This is a genomic window from Paenibacillus sp. IHB B 3415, assembly GCF_000802655.2.
In the GTDB taxonomy this organism is placed as follows: Bacteria; Bacillota; Bacilli; order Paenibacillales; family Paenibacillaceae; genus Paenibacillus_AQ; species Paenibacillus_AQ phytohabitans.
The window spans coordinates 78,644-100,961 of record NZ_JUEI01000043.1 but is presented as its reverse complement, the minus strand read 5'-3'; the positions used below and the strand labels follow the sequence as shown (position 1 = coordinate 100,961).

12 protein-coding genes and 1 pseudogene are annotated in these 22,318 nt (G+C 53.1%); 9 read left to right on the top strand and 4 right to left on the bottom strand.

What is annotated here, in order from left to right:
* Positions 1-89 precede the first annotated feature (89 nt).
* Both QW71_RS19430 and dhaK read left to right on the top strand, forming a co-directional pair.
* Positions 90-1,190: a glycerol dehydrogenase gene (locus QW71_RS19430; protein WP_039302204.1), complete on the top strand. Its 1,101-nt coding sequence runs from the start codon at positions 90-92 to the stop codon at positions 1,188-1,190.
* A pseudogene (dhaK, locus tag QW71_RS39075) lies at positions 1,187-2,830 on the top strand (dihydroxyacetone kinase subunit DhaK). Before QW71_RS19430 ends, dhaK begins: the two are co-directional and overlap by 4 nt.
* A 170-nt stretch (positions 2,831-3,000) precedes the next feature.
* Here the strand turns inward: dhaK and QW71_RS19415 are convergent.
* Together QW71_RS19415 and QW71_RS19410 are read right to left on the bottom strand one after the other, a co-directional pair.
* A complete protein-coding gene (locus QW71_RS19415) occupies positions 3,001-4,011 on the bottom strand; it encodes a helix-turn-helix transcriptional regulator (protein ID WP_039302194.1) in 1,011 nt (336 codons plus the stop codon).
* Between the two features lie 135 nt (positions 4,012-4,146).
* Entirely contained in the window at positions 4,147-4,923 is a 777-nt protein-coding gene (locus tag QW71_RS19410) for a polysaccharide deacetylase family protein (protein ID WP_039302191.1), read from the bottom strand.
* Between the two features lie 247 nt (positions 4,924-5,170).
* Between QW71_RS19410 and QW71_RS19405 the strand changes: the two genes are divergently transcribed.
* Together QW71_RS19405 and QW71_RS19400 are read left to right on the top strand one after the other, a co-directional pair.
* A complete protein-coding gene (locus QW71_RS19405) occupies positions 5,171-6,580 on the top strand; it encodes a deoxyguanosinetriphosphate triphosphohydrolase family protein (RefSeq protein ID WP_039302188.1) in 1,410 nt (469 codons plus the stop codon).
* 209 nt (positions 6,581-6,789) lie between these two features.
* Positions 6,790-8,574: a methyl-accepting chemotaxis protein gene (locus QW71_RS19400; RefSeq protein ID WP_039302185.1), complete on the top strand. Its 1,785-nt coding sequence runs from the start codon at positions 6,790-6,792 to the stop codon at positions 8,572-8,574.
* A 1,193-nt stretch (positions 8,575-9,767) separates the two neighbouring features.
* On the opposite strand, the gene QW71_RS19395 is transcribed toward QW71_RS19400, so the two are convergent.
* Positions 9,768-10,724 carry a D-2-hydroxyacid dehydrogenase gene (locus QW71_RS19395; RefSeq protein WP_039302182.1) on the bottom strand — a complete coding sequence of 319 codons (957 nt, stop codon included), beginning with the start codon at positions 10,722-10,724 and terminating at the stop codon, positions 9,768-9,770.
* Positions 10,725-10,815: 91 nt separating this feature from the next.
* Between QW71_RS19395 and thpR the strand changes: the two genes are divergently transcribed.
* Both thpR and QW71_RS19385 read left to right on the top strand, forming a co-directional pair.
* Positions 10,816-11,427 carry an RNA 2',3'-cyclic phosphodiesterase gene (gene thpR / locus QW71_RS19390; RefSeq protein ID WP_039302181.1) on the top strand — a complete coding sequence of 204 codons (612 nt, stop codon included), beginning with the start codon at positions 10,816-10,818 and terminating at the stop codon, positions 11,425-11,427.
* Between the two features lie 76 nt (positions 11,428-11,503).
* Positions 11,504-12,412 (top strand): cell wall hydrolase, encoded by a 909-nt coding sequence (locus QW71_RS19385; protein ID WP_039302178.1) that lies wholly within the window; start codon positions 11,504-11,506, stop codon positions 12,410-12,412.
* Positions 12,413-12,561: 149 nt separating this feature from the next.
* Here QW71_RS19385 and QW71_RS19380 read toward each other — a convergent pair whose 3' ends face one another.
* Positions 12,562-13,758 (bottom strand): UDP-N-acetylglucosamine--LPS N-acetylglucosamine transferase, encoded by a 1,197-nt coding sequence (locus tag QW71_RS19380; RefSeq protein WP_039302176.1) that lies wholly within the window; start codon positions 13,756-13,758, stop codon positions 12,562-12,564.
* Between the two features lie 296 nt (positions 13,759-14,054).
* Here QW71_RS19380 and QW71_RS19375 point away from each other — a divergent pair, with 296 nt between their 5' ends.
* The 3 genes from QW71_RS19375 (at position 14,055) to gltB (ending at position 22,152) form a co-directional block, all read left to right on the top strand.
* Positions 14,055-14,630 carry a TetR/AcrR family transcriptional regulator gene (locus QW71_RS19375; RefSeq protein WP_039302173.1) on the top strand — a complete coding sequence of 192 codons (576 nt, stop codon included), beginning with the start codon at positions 14,055-14,057 and terminating at the stop codon, positions 14,628-14,630.
* A gap of 197 nt (positions 14,631-14,827) precedes the next feature.
* A complete protein-coding gene (locus tag QW71_RS19370; protein WP_039302170.1) occupies positions 14,828-17,182 on the top strand; it encodes a YhgE/Pip domain-containing protein in 2,355 nt (784 codons plus the stop codon).
* A gap of 374 nt (positions 17,183-17,556) precedes the next feature.
* A complete protein-coding gene (gltB, locus tag QW71_RS19365) occupies positions 17,557-22,152 on the top strand; it encodes a glutamate synthase large subunit (protein ID WP_039302310.1) in 4,596 nt (1,531 codons plus the stop codon).
* Positions 22,153-22,318 lie beyond the last annotated feature (166 nt).

The window sequence follows — 22,318 nt, the reverse complement described above, 5'->3', positions numbered from 1 at the left end:
CTATACAGGATCGTGCAATGCCAAACAGCAGCAAAGCGTTTATACTGAATAGGAAGCGTTTACAAATCCTGCCTAAGGAGTGCTGTGAAATGAGAAAAATACTAACCTCTCCCTCTAAATATGTTCAGGGCAGGGATGAACTGTACAATATCGGGGACTATGTAACGATCTATGGACGGAAAGCGCTGCTGGTGGCGCATAAGGATGATCAGGCCCGGGTTCAGGAGTACCTGGACAAAGCGGTTGCCAAAGGCGGGTTCGAATTCGTAATCGGCGGGTTCGGCGGGGAATGTACCCTGAAGGAGATCGACCGGCTGGAGCAGTTCACGGCAGCAGAAGGCTGTGATGTCATTGTCGGCCTTGGCGGCGGCAAAGCGCTGGATACAGCCAAAGCCATCGCCAACCGGGCGAGAATTGCCATTATTGTCGTGCCGACGATTGCGGCGACCGACGCGCCGTGCAGCGGCTCTTCTGTCATTTATTCGGAGCATGGCGAGTTCGAATCCTATCTGTATGCGCGGCAGAATCCGAATGTGGTGCTGGTGGATACCGGAATCATTGCCAATGCACCGACGCGTTTTCTGGTGGCCGGGATGGGGGATGCACTGTCGACCTTTTTTGAGGCGAGATCCTGTGTCAGAGGGTTCACCTATAACAATTCCGGGGCGGTAAGCACGAAGGCGGCGATGGAGCTGGCCCGTCTCTGCTACGAAACACTGCTGGAGGACGGACTGAAGGCCAAAGCGGCCAATGACGGCAAGGTGGTTACACAGGCGCTGGAGAATATTATCGAGACGAATATCCTGCTCAGCGGGCTTGGATTCGAGAGCGGGGGACTGGCCGCAGCGCATGCTGTGCATAACGGGCTGACCATTCTGGAGGAGACCCATCATTATTATCACGGGGAAAAGGTGGCTTTCGGGACGCTGGTACACATGGTGCTGGAGAATGCGCCGCAGGAAGAACTGGATACGGTGCTTGGCTTTTGCAAGTCGCTCGGATTACCTACCTGCCTGAAGGACCTGGGTGTTACAGATATCAGTGAAGCCCGGCTGATGCCGGTGGCCGAAAGAGCCTGTGCCGAAGGGGAGTCCATTCATAATATGCCGTTCCCGGTGACGAAGTATGATGTATATGCGGCCATTCTGGCTGCAGACCGGCTGGGCGGAAGCGGAGGCGAAGCCAGATGAAGAAGATCATCAACGCTCCTGAAGATGTAGTCGTGCAGATGATCGAGGGCATGGTGCTTGCCCATCCGGAGCTGCTGGAGTGGAACCGGAAATACAAGATCATTACGCGTAAAGAGCTGAACCCGGACAAAGTCACTCTGATCAGCGGCGGAGGCAGCGGACATGAGCCGGCGCATGGCGGATACGTAGGCAAGGGAATGCTTGATGCGGCGGTATGCGGAGATGTGTTTGCCTCTCCGTCGACCATTCAGGTCTACAACGCGATTACGAAGACGGCTTCCTCCCAAGGAACGCTGCTGATTATCAAGAACTATTCCGGCGACTGTATGAATTTCGATGCGGCGGCGGAGATGGCGTTCGAGGACGATGATATACCCGTGGAGAAAGTGTATGTGAACGATGATGTGTCCGTGGCAGACGATGCATCGACGGCAGGCAGAAGAGGCGTGGCCGGAACGGTGTTTGTGCATAAAATCGCCGGAGCGGCTGCAGAACGCGGAGATACACTTCCGGAGGTCAAAGCCATCGCGGAGAAAACAGTTCGCAATGTCCGGTCGATCGGCTTCGCGCTGACTTCCTGTACCGTACCGGCCAAAGGCTCACCAACCTTCGCGCTTGGCGGGGATGAGATCGAGTTCGGTGTTGGGATTCACGGCGAGCCTGGTATTGCCCGGGAAAAGCTCGTTCCGGCCGATGAACTGGCCGCGAAGGCGCTGCAGGCGCTGCTCGCTGATATGCCGGTTAACCCGGAGGAAGAGGTCGCGCTGATGATTAACGGCTTCGGGGCAACGCCGCTGCAGGAATTGTACATTCTGAACCGTTCCGTCAGCCTGCTGCTGGAGGAAGCCAAGATCAGGGTATACCGGACCTTTGTCGGCAATTATATGAGTGCCATCGATATGGCGGGAGCATCGGTCACCCTGCTGAAGCTGGATGATGAGCTGAAGCAGGCACTTGACTATAGTGCGGAGACGGCAGCTTATAGATGTTAGGAGGCGGAAGCAATGGAGAAGCTGCTTACAGCTGATATAGTAGTGATGATAGATGAGATGGCGAAGCTTATCATTGAGAAGGAAGTCGAATTCTGTGAACTGGATTCCTTCGCCGGAGACGGGGACTTCGGCATGTCGCTGGCCAAAGGCTTCCGGCAGCTGAAGCTGGAATGGGAGGAGCTGCCGCAGGAGGAAATCGGTGAATTCCTCAAAGCCTGCGGAATGGTGATCATTGAGCACTGCGGAGGCGCTTCGGGTCCGATCTGGGGCTCGGCCTTCCGCAGCGCGGCCAAATACGCCAAGGGCCGGACAGAGCTAAGCGGACTTGAACTTGCCGAGCTGCTGGAGCATGCGGCGGAAGGGATTCAGAAGCGGGGCGGAGCGAAGCTTGGCGATAAGACGCTGCTCGATGCGCTGATACCTGCTGCTGAAACCCAGCGGAAGAGTGCGGAGAATGGCGACGCCCTGCTGATCAGCATGCGCAAGGGGGCAGAAGCGGCGGTGCAGGGAGCCGAGCACACCAAAGACATCATCGCTTCCAAAGGCAGGGCAAGCTATGTGGGCGAGCGGAGCCTCAGCCACCCGGATGCCGGAGCTACAGCGATAGGTATTCTGTTCACCGGGATTGTAGACCGGATGCAGCAGTAAGGATTGAATGCCCGATTGAAATACAGATGCAGTGAAAAGGGGTTCTGTTCACCGGGATTGTAGACCGGATGCAGCAGTAAGGATTGAATGCCCGATTGAAATACAGATGCAGTGAAAAGGGACGCCCGGTGGTATATCTCCGCCGGGCGTCCCTTTTCTGTTCTGCTAGTTCAAGTCTCATATATAATATTTCCTGTTTCGGTAAGGTCATAGCTGTGAATGGACTTCAGCTCGTTCTGGAAGGCGGATGAACGCAGAATATCAATAACCGTGCTGATCCATTGTTCATTCTCGGGCTTCTTGACCATGACCAGATCGTAGCGTTCCTTGGTGAGCGGAATGAAGTCAATGCCGTCAATAATCTTGGCGGCCTTCTCGGTGCCGATGCCCACATCGGCACTGCCCCGCGCCACCATGCCGGCTATAGCCAGATGGCTGTTCTCTTCGGTTCCGTAGCCCTCCAGCGATGCGGATGGAATTCCGAGCAGGCGGAGCTGCTCATCCAGCAGCACCCGGGCCCCGGAGCCGCGTTCGCGGTTGATCAGGGTCAGCCCGCTCTGCCGGAGATCACTCCAGCTGCGGATGCCTTTGGGGTTGCCCTTCTGCACATAGAACCCGGCACTGCGCGATAGCAGATGCACTACTTTATAAGAAAAGCCTACGAGCAGCTTGCGGATATAAGGCAGATTATATTCGCCGGTATCCCCATCCAGGAGATGGGTGCTGACAATATCTGATTCCCCGTGATACATGGCAATCAGGCTGTCCAGACTGCCGGCATACGAACGGAGCGGGCGGGTGGACGGCAGCGTACGCTCCAGATAGGTCGCCAGAATATCAAGCGACATATCCTGGCCGGTAATGACCACATTCATACTGGTGCTTTTGCCGGTATGGGGCGGCGGCGGGGCGAAGGCCTGATACGGAGCCGCGAAGGAAGCGGGCGTCTGCAGCGGCTGTATTTCCTGTAATCCGCTTCCGCCGGGGAGCGGATGCCCATAAGCCCCGCTGCTGCGGGAATTCTGCTTGTATGCCTCCAGATCAGAGAGGTCAACACGCATTTGTTTGCCGACACGGTAGGAGGGCAGCTCTCCTTTTTTGATCAGATCATAGACTTTAAGTTTGGATATTTTAAGTAACCGGGCGATTTCCTCGGTTGTATAGGAAGTATTCTCGGACATGAATTAAACCCTCCCAGGGGATGCACTGCGGCAGAAGTCACAGGTAGCCTTATAATGCTCAAGACTACCCTATTTTGTGGACCTGCGCAATCTAAGAAACCCCCGGACAGCAGGCGGAGAGCGGAGGACGGAGCTTCAATAAGTCCCGTACCGCTCTGTCTTCGCCTGCTGCGCATCGGATAACGTGATCAGCTCGGAGACAGTGACGAACCGGAACCCTTGCTTCTCAAGCTCGGGAAGGATAATCTTCAGCGCTTCCTTCGTTTGCGATTGCCCATGGACATGGTCATGAAATAGAACGATATCTCCATTCCGGGCATTGCGGATCACTCTGCTGGAGATGCTCCAGACTCCCGGGCGGTTCCAGTCGCGGGTATCCTGATGCCAGGACCAGAGCACCGGCTTCAGGCCCATGTTGTTGGACACATCAATCATCGTCTCGTCGTACATTCCGCCCGGCGGTCTGAACAGGCTGCTGTGTTTGCCGGATACTTTGACAATCTCCTTCTCCGTCAGCTCCAGCTCCTCCTGAATCTGCTGCCCGGAGACCGGTTTTTTGAAATAAACGTGATTATAGGTATGGTTCGCAAGCTCATGGCCTTCATTAATGACGCGTCTGGCGACCTCGGGATAAGCGGCGATCCGTTTGCCAATTGCAAAAAAAGTGCATTTCGCATTGTATTCATGCAGTACCTCCAGAATGCCATCCGTCTCGAAGGGGTCCGGGCCGTCGTCGAAGGTGAGTGCAATAACCTTTTGGCTGGTCTGCACCTCCCAGATCATGTCGCCCCGTTCCTCATAATAATAGCGGTTCTTGGCCCTGTTCGGGCTGCCGAGGGCAATGTCTGCAGAGCCGTGCATTAGCGCGAGCGCTGCAAGGGCCGCGGCAGTAATTCGGATTCCTCTTTTCATGCGTCTCAAGTTTCACTCCACACCCTGTGTTTTTATAAGCCGTTCCTGCACTGCTTGAGCCTTAGAATGCTCCATTTGCCCCGGGAAGTATGCATTTTATGTAGAGCGAACTGGAAGGTTAATGAGAAAGATGAAAGTAATCATCTGAACCGGATACTTATCTGGTCGCATTTTAGAGTGAAAGTTCTGCCGGAAATGACTTATAATGAGATACTAAATACAGATCAATGGAATAGGGGCAGCGGAGATGACACTAATTGAGAAAAGAGAGCATAGGCAATATCCGGAAATTACCCGGCTGGAAACATCCAGAGCCGCATATGAACGCGATTATTCGCGTCTGATCCATTCGCCGACCTTTCGACGGCTGCAAGGCAAATCACAGGTATTCGGTGCAGGCACCGGAGATTATTACCGCACACGGCTGACCCACTCGCTGGAGGTGGCGCAGATTGCCCGTGAAGCGGCGAAGAGTCTGCTGCGTTCTTACCCTGAGGTAGAGACGGGGGCAGCTGAGAATCCGGGATTGGTCATCGATCCGGAGGTCGTGGAATGTGCGGCCATTGCGCATGATTTCGGCCATCCGCCGTTTGGGCATAAGGGAGAAGAGGTGCTGGACAGCCTGCTGGAGGGGCTCATTGCCAAGAAGACAGCGGAGGCTGCCGCGAAGTCCGGGGCCGGTCCGGTACAGAAGCAGACAATCCATGAGAGCATGAAGCGTAAATATGAACATTTTGAAGGCAATGCCCATAACTTCCGCCTGATCATGTTTCTGGAGAAACGGGAGAATATCGATGGACTGAACCTCTCGGATGCGGTGCTGCTGGGCATTAACAAATATCCGTTTCCCGGTACTGTGCTGAAGAAGGGCATGTACCTGCATGAATGGGAGTACATCAACGAGATCCGCACCCAGTGGGGGGTTCCGGCAGGCAAAAAGACGCTGGAAGCACAGCTTATGGACTTATGCGATGACATTGCCTATTCGGCCCATGACCTCGAAGACGGCATCAAAGCCGGCAAGATAGAGGTACACGAGCATTTCATGCACGACGAATACATCCAGCGGCTGATTGTAGAGAAGATCACAACGCTGGAGGATGCTTTCTGGTCAGGCTGGCAGGCGGAGGCGATCAGCGCCAAGGTGGAGGAAGTGCTTAGCTCATTCCTTCGGGTATGGATGGAGAAAATGCCGACCTGTGAGAATGACTACTCCCGCACGCGCCGTGAAGTTAAAGCTTATTGGGTCAGTACTTTCGTTGCCAGTCTCGGCGTCATCGAGGACGGGGACTGGAAGAAGGTTACCTTCATCAAGGAAGGCCAGGAGGATGAGGATATGCTGCGGACGGTCAGTGTGCTCAAAAGCTTCGCCTGGGTAACGATGATCCGCGATTTGCGTGTGCAGCGCCTGCAGAAACGGAGTGAATGGATCCTCCGGCGGCTGTGGGAGGCCTTCCTTGATCCCGAGACCTCGCGGAGTATTATTCCGAGCGATTGGCTGCAGCGGTATGAGAAGGATCAGAGGTCGGCTAAGCCTATTTGGACCTGGGAGCATATGGTGATTGATTATATCGCCGGAATGACCGATGCGTTTGCCGAGAAAATCTACAATGAGCTGTACGGGCTGAAGGTAGGCTCGATTTACGATCTGGATTAGGACATACTGCTGCGTCTATAGTACCTGTCAGCCGGTTTGGCTGGCGGGTACTGTTTTTTATATGATCTGGATATACATATAAAATTTTTTAGGTATTTTGCCGAAATAGTACTAGCAACCTATTTTTTTTTGTTATTTTATGAAAATGGAATGTAATAGAATGGAATTCCGGTCATGTTTTCGGAAAACGTTTGAGGAGGCGCGCGTAGATGGGCAAGGGTCAACAACTGAAAAGTGCAGTTAAAAAATGGGTGAGTGGAACTAAAAAGGTGCGCCAGACCGCTATAGCTAAAGGAAGTAAAAGTATTGGATTCAAGATTGCCTCCGGTTATGCGGCTTTGGCAGTACTGGTTCTGGTTACCGGCGGGGTCTCGCTCTATCAAATGAACGGTATGCAGAAGAACACAGGCAATATTATTGATCAGAGCATTCCCGCACTGGATAAAATCCACAATGTAAATTACCTGACAGAGCATGTTATGGCGATCAGCATGCAGCATATTCTGAGCACGGATAGCGCGGAGAAAAGCACACTGGCGGAAGAGCGGGCTGAATTCATCCGCAAAGTGTCAGATACATTGAAGGAATACAAGCTCACCTTGCGCGGAGAGCAGGAGCTGGGGCAATTACAGTCGCTCGTCGGGAAATGGGGCGAGTTCCTGACCGTCAACAATCAGGCGATCCTGCTGAGTAGCTCGAATGACGAGGAATTAGCACTGGAGGTATCCCACAAGGGGATTGAGGCGTTTAATTCGATGCAGATTGATCTGGACGCGCTTGTTGCGCACACTCAGGATGAAGCAGCGAGTGAGGGTAAAGTTTCCGAGAAGATTTTCCACACTTCCCTGACGTTGAGTATTGCAACTGTGCTGATTGTCCTGGTAGTCATCGGAATGATTAACATGGTGATCCGTAAGACCATGATCAATCCGCTCAAAAAGGTAACCGTACACCTGCAGCGGATCTCCGGCGGTGATCTGACCGCTGAGGATACCCTGATCGGCAATATGGATGAAATCGGCCAGCTTGCCAAGACCGTAAACGAAACCAACCGTACCTTGCTGGAAATGGTGAACCGGATCAGAAATGTCTCCGAGGTGATTTCGGAACAGGGCGATGAGCTGATGCATACGATTTCTGATACCAAGGAGGGCAGCAGCCAGATTGCCTTGACGATGGAAGAGCTGGCCAAAGCCTCCGGAAGCCAGGCCGAGGCAGCGGTAGATGCTTCTAAGGCGGTGGAGGAGTTAAACGCTTTAATTGAGAATTTTGCCGGCATGGGAATTGACCTCTCGCTTCATTCGGAGCAGGTGCGGCAAAAGGGTGAAAAAGGCAAAGCGCTCATGGAGAGCTCGGTGGCGCAAATGAACCAGATTGCGGACGCTGTATCGCAGTCTATGGATACAGTGGAGGAGCTGAACCGTAAGAACGAGGGTATCTTCCGGCTTGTGGGCTCCATCCGCAGCATCTCTGAGCAGACGCATCTGCTGGCGATCAATGCGGCTATTGAAGCGGCGAGAGCCGGTGACAGCGGCCGGGGCTTCGCGGTAGTGGCACAGGAGGTACGCAAGCTGTCGGAGGATGTGCAGCGGACCGTAGCGGAGATTACCGGAATTACACAGGGAATCCAGCATGACTCCAGAGCTATGGTTGAACAGCTGCGCGGCGGCGTGGCGAAGACGGAAGAGGGCAGCCGGCAGATTGTCGAGACGGGCGAAGCCTTGGCCGATATCAACGGCTCGGTGGGGGTAATGGCGCTCACGGTGGAAGACATGGCCAAGGATCTGGAGCAGATGACCGGAGCCAGTGAAACCATGAACGAGTTCAGCCAGCATATCTCGGCACTCGCCCAGCAATCTGCGGCTGGTGTAGAAGAGACTTCAGCTTCGGCCCACCAGCAGCTCAGCGCGACTACGGAGGTGGCCAAAGGCATCGAGCATCTGAAGCTGCTGCTTACTGAGCTTAAGGAGTCTGTTACTCGGTTTCAAGTGTGAGGGGCAATATAGGCTGAAGCAGTGAAATTTAATTACTTAGGGATACGCCGTGACTGCAGAGAATGTTTGGACTTCCGGCCGCTGTTGTTCCCGGATTTCTTGATTTATACCGCTAGTAGCGGTGGAAATCCGTGAACAAAGGCGGACGCTAGTGCTCCTACAGTTCCAAACTTCTCTTCCGCCACTTCTCCCTAATTGTAAACTTCAAGTTCAAACTATATAGTGAGATGGGAATATAAAAACAGCCTCTGCTTAGTTTTGCAGAGGCTGTTTTTGTCTTGGTAATAAAGCAGAGGAGTATAGCTATACTGCTATTCAGCTTGAACAGGTGATTTTTCGGATGGCCCCGGCTCCTAGCTCGAACTGCAGGCTAATTGATGACGAGAACCGCGCCGCCTAAGTACTAACTAACTGTATTTTGTGCAACTAAAGTAATCAATTATTGCGCTGCGAGGACTTTAATTGCATTCTCTGCAGTTAAAATTCCCATATTCAGGAAAAAAGACTGCAGGAAATACAATTAACGTAACTGCAATTCACTCAGCACAGCTAGTTAGTCTAAATAGACTTGTAAGTGCAGGAGTTTTGCCGGCGCAGGGGATTAAGGACAGGTGATTTTCAAGTTCAACTCATTTCGTGGGAAATCCGGATAGTTGAAATCCTGCACAAAATACAACATTTTCCTCGAAAGATCGACGTTAACCGAAAATTGTTGTATAAAAGGCATCATTTCGCCTCTATTCGGCAGATAAACGAGACAATTATTGTATTTCGTACAACAATTCTCTAGAAAACCCTTTTATCTAACATCCAAAGTTGTAATATGTACAACATTTAGCCGCAGGAGTCACCTTTAAACCGCAAGTCCGCAAATCCTCAGCAATCACCAGCCCATCCGCCAGTCCCCAGCAACCCCGCAGCTCGCCAGCCCAGTCCGCAAGTTAGCAGCAACCCCGCAGCAACCACACCAGCCCGTCCACAAGTCCGCATATCCCCCACAGCAACCCCGCCAGCCCAGTCCGCAAGTTAGCAGCAACCCCGCAGCAAGCTCGCCAGCCCAGTCTGCAAGTTAGCAGCAACCCCGTAGCTCGCCAGCCCAGTCCGCCAGTCCCCAGCAACCCCGTAGCTCGCCAGCCCAGTCCGCAAGTTAGCAGCAACCCCACAGCAACCCCGCCTGCCCCGGCGGCGGAGGCTTAATATTGGCGGCTGTAGTCGACCAGATTGAGTGAAGGCGTTCCGGACTCCAGATAGGCCTTCATGTTCTCAACGAAAATATCCACTACCCGGTCTGCGTAACGGTCGGTTACCCCGGCACAGTGAGGGGTCATGATAACCTGCTCCATTCCCCACAGAGGGTGATCCTCCGGCAGCGGCTCTTTCTCGAAGACATCGAGTCCGGCACCGGCAAGCTGTCCGCTGTGCAGCGCAGAGATTAGATCGTCCGTATTGGTAGTCGCTCCGCGGCCAATATTAATGTAATAGGCCCCCTGCTTGGCAGCGGAGAAGATGTCTGCATCGAATATTCCTTGCGTCTCGTCGGTGATCGGCAAAGTGTTGATAATAAAATCGGCGTCGCTCACGGAATCCTTCAGCTGTCCGGTCGTGAAGACCTCATCGAAGCCGTCAACCGGCCGGCCGGAACGGCTCACACCGATCGTCTTCATACGGAAAGCCTTGGCAATTCTGGCGGTTTCGCTGCCGATGGAGCCGGTTCCGGCAATCACTGCCGTTTTGCCGGTCAATTCACTCTCTTGTCCATCCGAATGCCAGCGGCGGTTCTGCTGGTTGCGGATAGCGGTATGCATGTTCCGGGTGAACATCAGCATGAAGCTGAAGATAACGGCAGTAATCGGTTCGGCATGAACACCACTGGCATTTGTCAGCAGAATCCCGCGTTCATGCATGGCTTCGAGCGGAAGTTTCTCCACACCGGCAGACCAGGCCTGGACCCAGCGCAGCGGTGAACCCTGGCGCAGAAGGGTATCACTGACGCCTTTTCCCCAGCCTATGATAATTTCCGCACCGGAGAGCAGCTCAAGGTCCGGATTCCTGGAATCTCCGAGGGTAAGGGTATAACCTGGTGCAGCGGCGCGGATCAGGTCCTGCTGCCCGGCTGATAAATGCTGCATACAAACGATGGATTTAGTCATGTTGGTTCCCTCCTATTCTACATTTCAGTAGAGAAATGGACGATAAGTATAGAATAAGAATAACAAATCTGCCTGGAAAGGTGAAATTAGTATGGAACATAAGGAGCCGGAGCAAGAATTTGAGCGTCTGTTTATCGCGATACCTTTGCCGGAAGCACTGCGCTATTATCTTAAAAATGAGTCTGCCCGCGTGTCTTCCGGACTTAAATTTGCCAGATGGACACATTTTGAAGATTTCCATATTACGCTGCAATTTCTTGGCGACACTCCGAAGGAGGATATCCCGGGCCTGTTCGAGGCGCTCCGGAAAGTTTCCTCGTCAAGCAAAGGCTTTCAGCTGAAGCTCGGAGAATGGGGCACATTCGGCCTCCCGGACTCGCCAAGAGTGCTCTGGACGGGGGTTTCCGGGGAGCTCGAGCCGCTCAGGGAGCTGCAGAAAAAGGTGGTTTCCGCGACACTTCCGTTAGGGTTCACGGCGGAAACGCGAACGTATAATCCCCATTTGACAGTGGCCCGCAAATACCGTGAGGAGCAGCCGTTTACGCTGGAGCGGCTGGAAAATTTACGGGTAAAGGGACGTCCCTCAGGCAATTTACTTCCAGACTTAGGCTGGACGGTGGATGCTTTTGTGGTGTATGCTACCAGGATGCATGCCATTCCTATGTATGAAATGACCGAAAAATTTACATTTTTCTCAACATAAATCGACAAGAAAGTTTTCAAAGCTTCCATTTTCGGTTACATACAATAGGAGTGTGCCGTAAAATAGGAGGTAAATAATGTTAATATTTAAACAGAGCCGCTGTATTGCGCTGCTGGTTAGTGTAATTCTAGTGTCTTTCTCAGCGATAAGTTTGATGAACCCCGAAGGATCTGCTGCTACCGGGGAGAATGCAATAGAAATGGGTAATTTGAAGTCTGCCGGCCATGAGTCTCTGGAGCCCAGTGTTCCGAAAGCTGCATCAGCTGTATATAGGACAAGCCCTTCATCCAGCACAATTACTCCCATGCTTTACACCACAGCTGCCGAACCGGTCCATACCTGGGCCCGCATGGTAAGCACCGGATGGTTAAGCCCCGAGAAGCTGCAGCGTCAAGATGCTGCGAAGACGGGCGCCGTTCAGCCTAAGCCTAAGGCTAAGGTAACTGTGGTGAAAGCAACGCCGTCAGCGGCGCAAGCGCTGAAGAAAGCGGCCAAGGGGACAACGAGCGTAAATAAAGTCAAAGCGGCAACTCAGCAACATCCCCCCGCAACATTGTTCTTCTCTCGGACCAAGCTACTAAGCCAGGAGCAGCAAGCTGAAGCCACCTGGAGCTACGCAGTATCCGAAGAAGACCTGCTACTGCTGCAAAAAATAGTCATGGCAGAAGCAGAAGGCGAACCGTACCAGGGCAAGGTGGCAGTTGCCAACGTTGTTCTGAACCGGCTGCGGTCAGCCAATTTTCCCGATACCATTCATGATGTAATCTATCAGAAAAGCCAATTCAGTCCTGTCGCCAACGGCCGTCTAAAGCGTGTGAAGCCCAACGCGGACAGTATCAAGGCTGTTAATGCTGCACTTATGGGAGTTAAGGAAGTTACGGATGACACGTACTTCTTCTTATCGCTGACGCTCGCGCAGGATCTTACTGTGCATCATTCACGGACACTCCTTAAGACCATCGGCAATCATACCTTCTACAAATAATCACTGTTACTGTCTTGCCATCTGAATTCACGCTGGCTGCGCGGAGAAGGTTTCCGCTGCATTCTCATCTTATGTAATGCAAAAGAACCTCCAAATCCACGCTTACCAGTGGCTGGAGGTTCTTTATGTTGTTGTTCACCGGGGTCCGTTTACGGGGTGACATAGACGGCCTCTTCATTGCGCACCTGTGAGGGGGAGCTCCACGACTCGGATTCGGCAACAGCTTCGCTGGCGGGCTTACCCAGCAGCTGGAGCACAGTAGCTGCACAATGCTGAGGCTGCTGGCGTTCCGGGGAAGTCCGGCGTTTCCGCTGTAATTCAAGTCCGGCATATTCATGCAGCAGCATGGAGAACCATTTGTTCACCACTTCCGAATCGAGCACTTCGGCCAGCCCCAGCTCTACAAAATACTGGCTGTTCTTCTCTTCCTGCCCCGGGATGGCGCTGTAGAACAGCATCGGAATGCCTTTGGCCTGACCTTCAGTACAGGTCATTCCGCCCGGCTTCGTAATCAGCAGATCGGAAGCATCCATTAATTTGTTGATCTCGCTGCTGTAGCCGAGAATCTTTACATTGGGATGATCCAGCAGCGGGTTGGCTTTCATTTTGGCTACCAGCTTGTCATTGCTGCCCATACAGAATATAAGCTGGATCTCATCCATCCGGGCCGTGAGCGAATTCATGATGTCCTTCCCGAACATCAGCCCCCAGCCGCCGCCCATAATGAGCACGGTAGGAATGTCGGCGAGCCCCAGCTCCTTGCGGAGCTGAGTCTTGCTATGGCGCTCCCAGAACTTCGGATGCACCGGGATGCCGGTAACCGTCACCAGCTCAGGAGATACGCCCCGTCCGGTAAGAATCGATTTGACGCGTGAAGTAGAGACGAGATAGCGGTTGGCTTCAGCGTTCACCCAGCTGCCGTGCGCATCATAATCTGTAATCAGCGTGTAGAGCGGGACATCCAGCCCCTGCTGCTTCAATCTGGAGATGACTGCGGCCGGAATAGGATGAGTGCAGATAATCAAATCGGGTTTAAGCTGCTCTATGACCTGTGAGGCATGTGTATAAAAAATCCGGTGAAGAGCCAGCTTAGTCAACCGGTTCAGTGATTTATGATATTGGGTCTTATACATCATGCCGACCAGCTTAGGCTGGCTGCTGACTGTTTTGCGGTAAGCGGAAAGAATCCATGGTGCGACCGTAGGATTGAGGAATTTTCCAAGCTCAATGACCCGGCACTGCACATCCGGACTCAGCAGTCTTATTCCTTCGGCCAGAGCATAGGCTGCCCCTGTATGGCCCGTGCCGAAGCCTTCCGAAAACAGCAGTACTCTTTTCTTTCGCATAAGTTCACCTGCTACTTTCCATCATGGGTAGAATTACGAGTTCTCTTCATCGGTTCATTCGAGATCCCATGTTCATGTTCTATTATATTATACTAGGGTTTTTGCTTCTTTTCTCACATTATACAAATAAGACGTAAATAGAAAGTTAAAACACTGCAATAAAATAAAAAAAGTTGGGCATAAGTATTGCATTGGCGTGAGCATCGTGATAAAGTTGGTCTTGACCGAGTGACCGGATTAGTAAATTGGTCAGAACGCGGACGCAATGATATTTCCTGACGAAAGGGAGTGCACGGGTGGCTGTGGTAGATCGAAGGCAGCAGGTGCTTCAGGCGGCGACGAAATCTTTTTCATTATTCGGCTATAAGGCAACTACAATGGATCAGGTCGCCAAGATTGCCAATGTCGGCAAAGGGACGATTTATACCTTTTTTACGAACAAGGAACAATTATTTGACGAGATTCTGCGAGATGTCATTATTGAGATGAAAAGAATCGCCGAGCGGGAGATTAAACGCGACAAGCCGTTTTTTGATAATCTGCACCGTGTGCTGGACGCCCTGCTGGAATTTCGGAGCGAACATGAGCTATTCATCAAGCTGTCCCAGGAAAGTCGTGATTTCGGAACGCCGCAGGCCGGTGATGGGCTCGACAAGATCGAGAGTGTCGTACTTGAATATTTGGAACGGGAGGTGGAACAGGCAATCCGTCAAGGGGAGATCAAACCCTGCGATCCCCAGATTGTCTCGGTAGTAATGTTCAGGCTTTATATCGTACTTACTGCTGAACTGAGCAAGGTGCATGTGCCTTTGACCAAAGAGCAGATTAAATGCTACTTTCACTTATTTTTGGCAGAAGGCCTGTCACAGTAAAATTTAAGTCCGGTATAGGGACGGCGCCCTGCGAACCTGCGCTTTCCCTGATGTGAACAGGCAAAATTTTTTTTGCTCTTGACTGACTGAATGGGGAAAATGGTCAACCAGTGTTACTGTAACATTCACGAAAATATCATTTCAGAGGAATTTATAGCATTTTAAAGAGAGCATATGATTAGAAGGAGAGAACCAGAATGAAATCTTTATCCGTGTTTATCAAGGACCTTGGCGCGGTTTTTAAGAATCCCAAGATGCGTATTTCCATGTTTGCCATTCTGTTCATTCCTGTACTGTACAGCGGATTATTCCTCAAGGCATTCTGGGATCCTTACGGTAAAATGAACGAGCTTCCGGTCGCTGTCGTAAATGAAGATAAAGGTGCTGATTATGAGGGCTCCAAGCTGAGCGCCGGAACAGACCTGGTCGCAGAGCTGAAGAAGACGGACGGGTTCAAGTGGAATTTCGTCAGCCGTGAAGCGGCGGAAGCCGGACTTGCGGACAATACCTATTATATGGCGATTATTGTTCCGGAAGACTTCTCGGCCAAAGCTACTACCCTGCTGGATGCGGATCCGCAGCCGGCCAAAATCATCTACGAGCCTAATGAAGGCTACAACTTCCTGGCTGGCCAGATCGGCGGCACGGCAGTGAAGGATATTAAGACTAAAGTGTCTGCCAAGATCACAGAAGCGTATACCGAATCTGTATTTGATAAAATCACGGATATCGCCAGCGGGCTTGGCGAAGCCGGGGACGGCGCCACCAAGATTGCTGACGGTGCCACCAAGCTGGATGACGGAGCGCTTAAGCTGAAGGACAATCTGCTTGTCCTGACTGAAGGCACCGGCAAGCTGCTCGATGGCGTAGCGCCGCTTACCCAGGGTGTGACGGATCTGAATACCGGAGCAGCGGCTCTGGAAGCCGGCAGCAGCACGCTGGCCGGAGGGCTTCAGCAATTGTCCGCAGCCCATAAGCAGCTGCAGGATGGTGTGACCCAGTCGGCAGCAGGCAGCAAGCAGCTTGACGCAGGGCTGCAGAAGACTGCAGCCGGAGCGGCTTCGCTTAAGGACGGCACACAGTCGGCCGTAGACGGAACCGCCAAGCTGCAGGCTGGCACGAAGTCGGTGGTTGACGGCAGCGCGAAGCTGGAAGCGGGCCTGACCTCTTCCGCAGAAGGCAGCGCGAAGCTCGAAGCCGGTCTTACGGCTTCGAAGGAAGGCAGCGCGAAAGCGGCAGCCGGAGCCAAGGCGGTAGCAGACGGTCTGCAGGCACTGGCGAAATCGAATCCGCAGCTTGCGGCAAGCCCGGATGTGCAGAAGCTGCTGGCGGCAAGTACAGCAGTGGCCACCGGCACTGCACAGCTGGACCAGAGCCAGGAGCAGCTGCTGGCAGGAGCAACGGCACTGCACAGCGGCCAGGAGCAGCTGGTGCAGGGAGCGAATCAGCTGCACAGCGGTTCCCAGCAGCTTGATGCAGGTGTAACGCAGCTGCATGCCGGAGCGCAGCAGCTGAACGCCGGCAGCGCACAGCTGCTGGAAGGCCAGCAGCAGCTGGCGGCTGGCGCGGGCACACTTGCAGCAGGCGGTGCGAAGCTGTCGGCAGGCATGCAGCAGTTCGGCGCGAAGCTGGACGAAGCGGCCGCAGGCGGTGCGAAGCTGGCAGACGGCGGCAAAGCGCTTGAAGCCGGAACAGCGAAGCTGCTGAGCGGCGCAGGACAGCTTGGCAGCGGCCTCAGCTCTGTAGCTGACGGCTCGAAGCAGCTGAGTGACGGGGCAGGCCAGCTCAAGGACGGTCTGGATGAGCTGAAAGCAGGCTCCGGTGAGCTGGCAAGCAAGCTGGGCGATGCCGCAACGCAGACTAATGCTGTGAACAAGAGCGATGCGCTGGTATCCATGTTTGCCCAGCCGGTACAGATTGAAGAAGTGAAAGTCAGCAAGGTACCGAACTATGGAACAGGATTCGCCCCTTACTTCCTGTCGCTCGGTTTGTTCGTAGGCGCACTGATCTGTACGATTGTTATTCCGATGCGTGAATCTGAAGTGATCGGAGCAAGCCGGTTCAACCGGTTCATGAGCCGTACCCTTACGTTCTCCATGATGAGCTTGCTCCAGGCGCTTCTCGCCATCCTGATTGTTCTGTACGGCCTGGGCCTTGAAGTGCAGAGTGTAGGCTTGTTCTACGCCTTCTCCTTCATTACCAGCCTTGCCTTCATGTGGATGATCCAGGCGATCGTAACCTGGCTCGACCAGCCGGGCCGTTTCGTAGTCATCCTTATTCTAATCTTCCAATTGACTACGAGTGCGGGTACGTTCCCGCTGGAGCTGATTCCGAACTGGATGAAGATATTCAATCCGCTGCTGCCGATGACTTACAGTGTCAAAGGCTTCAAGGCAGTCATCTCCACTGGCGACTTCAGCTCGATGTGGAATGATGCCGGACTGCTGGCCGCTTACGGCATAGTATTCCTGGCGCTTACCTTCACCTACTTCATGACCCGTGACCGCGGTAATGAAGCTCTGCTGAATAGTGAACAAGTTTTGACTGTATAATGGAACACATTTCCTTGTAGATATGAGGACACAAAAACGCCCCTGAGGGGGCGTTTTTGGCTTCTACAGAAAACTAAATGGGTTAAAAAAGTGCCATTCCCATGGCAGGAAAATAAATGAAACGCTTTCAATGAATAAGAACTTATTCGTCTTAAATGCATAATTATGCACCGAGAAGATTTTTTACGCTTTTATCCGCTAAAGCTGTGTCGCAAAAGCATTTGTTAATCAAGCTCATAAAAAAGTTTAAATTGCACTCATGTCAGGTCGATGATAAAATAATATAACCAATCTGGCTTGAATAATTATTAAGATTTTCCTCTGAAAAATTTTCCTGGAATTCCGTCTACTTTATAATAGAAAGGTTGCGTATGATGAGACACACTGAACTGCCCGGCAAACAGGGCCTTTATGATCCTCAGTTCGAAAAAGACGCTTGCGGCATGGGATTTGTTGCCCATATTAAAGGCAAACCGTCCCATGATATTGTTAGCAATGCTCTGACTATGCTCTTTAATATGGAGCATCGGGGAGGCCAGGGAAGCGAGCCGAACTCTGGTGACGGAGCCGGCATTATGCTGCAGATTCCGCACCGTTTCTTTGCCGGCGAAGCAGCGAAGCTTGGCTTTGAGCTGCCGGAACAGGGCCATTACGGCGTGGGCATGATCTTTCTGTCTCATAACGAGGAGATCCGGGCCCGCCACGAGGCGCTCCTGAGCGAGATTATCGCTGAAGAGGGTCAGCAGGTGCTCGGCTACCGCGATGTGCCTACCTTTGACGAAATGCTCGGCAAGACGGCCAAGGCTGCCAAGCCTTATGTGCGGCAGGTATTTATCGGCCGCTCTGAAGGAATTAAGGATGATCTTTCTTTTGAACGCAAGCTGTACGTGATCCGCAAACGTGCGGAGCTGTCGATCCGCTACGGCGGAGCAGAAGAGGGGGAATCCTTCTACGTACCGAGTTTATCCTGCAAGAAGATCGTATACAAGGGCATGCTGACTACTGTACAGGTTGGACAGTTCTACCTGGATCTGCAGGATGAGAAGCTGGAGTCGGCGATTGCGCTTGTCCACTCCCGGTTCAGTACCAATACCTTCCCAAGCTGGGAACGTGCCCACCCTTACCGCTTCATGATACACAATGGCGAAATCAACACCCTTCGCGGCAATGTGAACTGGATGCATGCCCGCCAGTCACTGTTCAAGAGCGAAGTGTTCGGAGAGGATCTTGGCAAAATCAAGCCGGTGGTTAACCCGGACGGCTCCGATACTGCGATGTTCGATAATACGTTCGAGTTCCTGTACCTGAGCGGACGCTCCCTGCCGCATGTTGCGATGATGATGGTTCCTGAGCCTTGGAGCAATCATGACAGCATGGACGAGAAGAAGAAAGCCTTCTATGAATTCCACAGCACCCTGATGGAGCCATGGGACGGGCCTGCCGCTATGGGCTTCACTGACGGCGTGCAAATCGGGGCGATCCTCGACCGTAACGGTCTTCGTCCTGCGCGTTATTATGTCACCAAAGATGATCTGATCATTCTGTCCTCCGAAGCGGGAGTCCTAGATATCCCGGCAGAGGATGTACTATACAAAGACCGACTGAGACCGGGCCGTATGCTGCTCGTGGATACGAAGCAGGGCCGGATTATCTCTGATGAAGAGGTCAAGGCTGAAATTGCTTCGCAGCAGCCGTATCAGGATTGGCTGGATGAGCACCTGATCAGCCTCGATGAGCTTCCGGAAGCACCGGAGCTGCCGAATCCGAAGCATGATAACGTGCAGCAGCTTCAGCAGTCGTTCGGTTATACCTTTGAAGATCTGCGCAAGGTGCTGGAGCCTATGGCTTCCACAGGTGCCGAGGCTGTCGGGTCCATGGGTTATGATTCACCGCTGGCGGTATTGTCTGACCGTCCTCAGCGGCTCTACAACTACTTCAAACAAATGTTTGCCCAGGTAACCAACCCGCCGATTGACGCGATCCGTGAAGAACTGGTAACGTCCACGGCGACAACGATCGGGCCTGAACGCAATCTGCTCAAAGCAGAGCCGGAGAGCTGTCGTCAGATCTCGCTGGATTCTCCGATTCTCTCGAACGAGGATTTCGCCAAGCTGCGTCATGTACGCCGTGCCGGCTTCAAATCGATGTCCATTCCGATTCTCTTCCCGGCAGAGCTGGGGGCAGAAGGGCTGCGTATCGCTCTGGAGCGGATGAATGAGGCGGCAGACCGTGTTATGGCTAAAGGACATAATATTCTTATTCTGTCCGACCGCGGGGTAGACCGCGACAATGCGGCAATTCCGGCGCTGCTGGCTGTCTCCAGCCTGCATCACCATCTGATCCGCTCGGGAACACGGACCAAGGTCAGTATCCTGCTGGAATCCGGTGAACCGCGTGAAGTTCATCATTATGCGCTTCTGCTTGGTTATGGTGTCAGTGCGGTCAACCCTTATCTGGCCTTCGAGAGTCTGGATGATATGATCGGCCAGGGCCTGCTCCGCGGAATCTCGCATGAGAAGGCTGTGAAGAACTATATTAAGGCAGCTACGAAGAGTGTTGTCAAAATCCTGTCCAAAATGGGGATCTCCACAATTCAATCTTACCGCGGCGCACAGATTTTTGAAGCTGTAGGGCTGAATTCGGAGTTCGTAGACCGTTACTTCACCTGGACACCATCCCGTATCGGGGGAATTGGCCTGGAGGAAGTGGCTCTAGAAGCACTTGCCAGCCATAACCGTGCCTTCACCGACAAAGACGGCAACGACAAGGTGCTGGATTCCGGCGGTGAATACCAGTGGCGGAGTGACGGGGAAGAGCATCTGTTCAACCCGCAGACGATTCATCTGCTGCAGCATTCCGTCCGTAGCGGAGATTACGAGATGTACAAGAAATATGCGGCACTTGTTCAGGGCGAAAGCGAGAAACACCAGACGCTGCGCTCGATGCTGCAGTTCAAATCCACTAATGCACCCGTTTCGCTTGATGAGGTAGAACCGGCGGAATCGATCATGAAACGCTTCAAGACCGGCGCCATGTCCTTCGGCTCGATCAGCAAGGAAGCCCATGAGACACTGGCCATTGCCATGAACCGTATCGGCGGCAAGAGCAATACCGGCGAAGGCGGGGAAGATCCGGCGCGCTTCATTCCGGACGCTAACGGCGATTCCCGCCGCAGTGCGATCAAGCAGGTGGCATCGGGACGGTTCGGCGTAACCTCGAACTATCTGGTGAATGCCGACGAGATCCAGATCAAGATGGCACAAGGCGCTAAGCCGGGTGAAGGCGGACAGCTTCCGGGCCGCAAGGTATATCCTTGGGTTGCCGAAGTCCGCGGCTCTACAGCAGGTGTAGGTCTGATCTCACCGCCGCCGCATCATGATATTTACTCGATCGAGGATTTGGCAGAGCTGATCTATGATCTGAAGAATGCCAATCCTCGTGCCAATATTAACGTTAAGCTTGTATCCGAAGTCGGCGTAGGCACCATTGCCGCCGGTGTGGCCAAAGGCCGTGCCGATATTATCCTGATCAGCGGCTATGACGGCGGCACCGGTGCTTCACCGATGAACTCCATCCGTCATGCCGGACTGCCTTGGGAGCTGGGTCTGGCTGAGACGCACCAGACACTGATGCTGAACAATCTGCGCGACCGTGTTGTGCTGGAAACAGACGGCAAGATGCTTAGCGGGCGTGATCTGGCAGTAGCTGTTCTGCTTGGTGCCGAAGAATACGGCTTCGCTACTGCACCGCTGGTAGCTGTAGGCTGTATCATGATGCGTGTGTGTCAGATGGATACCTGCCCGGTCGGCGTTGCTACGCAGAATCCGGAGCTGCGGAAGAACTTCATGGGAGATCCGCAGCATGTCGTTAACTTCATGACCTTTGTAGCACAGGATCTGCGTGAGATTATGGCAGAGCTTGGCTTCCGCACCATTGAGGAAATGGTCGGCCGCACGGATTGCCTGGATGCGGTTCAGGCTTCGACCCACTGGAAGAAGAAGGGCGTCGATCTGAGCAGCCTGCTGCACACACCGGCTATGCCGGAAGGAAGCACACGCTTCCGCAGCAAATACCAGAATCATGGCCTGGAAGAAACACTGGATATGACTCACCTGCTCGATATTGCCGCTCCTGCACTGGAAGCCGGCACAGCAGTTGAAGCATCCCTGCCGATCACGAACGTCAACCGTGCAGTGGGTACGATTCTGGGCAGCGAGCTGACGCGCAAATATGGCGCAGCAGGTCTGCCGGATGACACCATCAAGCTGTATTTCACAGGCTCGGCCGGACAAAGTCTGGGCGCATTCGTACCGAAGGGCATCACGATTACGGTCGAAGGTGACTCCAATGACTATGTCGGCAAAGGGCTGTCCGGGGGCAAGCTGATTATCAGACCTTCCCGCAAGGCAACCTTTGCAGCTGAAGATAATATCATCATCGGGAATACGGCGCTGTATGGAGCGACTGGCGGCGAAGCTTATGTCAGCGGTATCGCCGGTGAACGTTTCGCAGTCCGCAACTCCGGGGCGAATGTAGTCGTTGAAGGCGTGGGTGACCACGGCTGCGAATACATGACTGGCGGCCGTGTGGTTGTTCTGGGTGAAACCGGCCGTAACTTTGCGGCAGGGATGTCAGGCGGTATCGCCTACGTATATGATCCGGACAGCACGTTCATCAAACGCTGTAACCTGGAAATGGTATTACTGGAGCGTGTGGAGGAGGCGGATGAAATCGCTGAGCTGCATAGCCTGATTACCCGTCATACCGAGCTTACAGACAGCAATGCGGGCAGAACGATTCTCGATTCATGGGATCAGGCCCTGTCGAAGTTTGCCCGTGTCATTCCGAAGGATTACAAACGGATGATGGAACAGATCCGCAAGGTGGAGCAGAATGGCCTGACCGGCGAAGCTGCCCTGATGGCTGCTTTTGAGGCGAATATGCGTGAGCTTGCCCGTGTCGGCGGCTAAAATTCAGATTTGATTAATGAGTTGGGACAGTATTCTTACCCGTATCAGACGGGGAAGATACTGTCCCTTTTACTATTACTGCATTTCTTTCCTAATTTCAGGAAAAAGGAAAGCTGTGGTAGAATATAAAAATGTATGAAACGGGTTGCTGATACAGCGATAAGGT

Coding starts and splice junctions, on each gene's coding strand:
- QW71_RS19385 (WP_039302178.1), top strand. CDS start 11,504: ATGTTAATATTTAAACAGAGCCGCTGTATTGCGCTGCTGGTTAGTGTA.
- thpR (WP_039302181.1), top strand. CDS start 10,816: ATGGAACATAAGGAGCCGGAGCAAGAATTTGAGCGTCTGTTTATCGCG.
- QW71_RS19370 (WP_039302170.1), top strand. CDS start 14,828: ATGAAATCTTTATCCGTGTTTATCAAGGACCTTGGCGCGGTTTTTAAG.
- QW71_RS19380 (WP_039302176.1), bottom strand. CDS start 13,758: ATGCGAAAGAAAAGAGTACTGCTGTTTTCGGAAGGCTTCGGCACGGGC.
- QW71_RS19410 (WP_039302191.1), bottom strand. CDS start 4,923: ATGAAAAGAGGAATCCGAATTACTGCCGCGGCCCTTGCAGCGCTCGCG.
- QW71_RS19395 (WP_039302182.1), bottom strand. CDS start 10,724: ATGACTAAATCCATCGTTTGTATGCAGCATTTATCAGCCGGGCAGCAG.
- QW71_RS19430 (WP_039302204.1), top strand. CDS start 90: ATGAGAAAAATACTAACCTCTCCCTCTAAATATGTTCAGGGCAGGGAT.
- gltB (WP_039302310.1), top strand. CDS start 17,557: ATGAGACACACTGAACTGCCCGGCAAACAGGGCCTTTATGATCCTCAG.
- QW71_RS19405 (WP_039302188.1), top strand. CDS start 5,171: ATGACACTAATTGAGAAAAGAGAGCATAGGCAATATCCGGAAATTACC.
- QW71_RS19415 (WP_039302194.1), bottom strand. CDS start 4,011: ATGTCCGAGAATACTTCCTATACAACCGAGGAAATCGCCCGGTTACTT.
- QW71_RS19400 (WP_039302185.1), top strand. CDS start 6,790: ATGGGCAAGGGTCAACAACTGAAAAGTGCAGTTAAAAAATGGGTGAGT.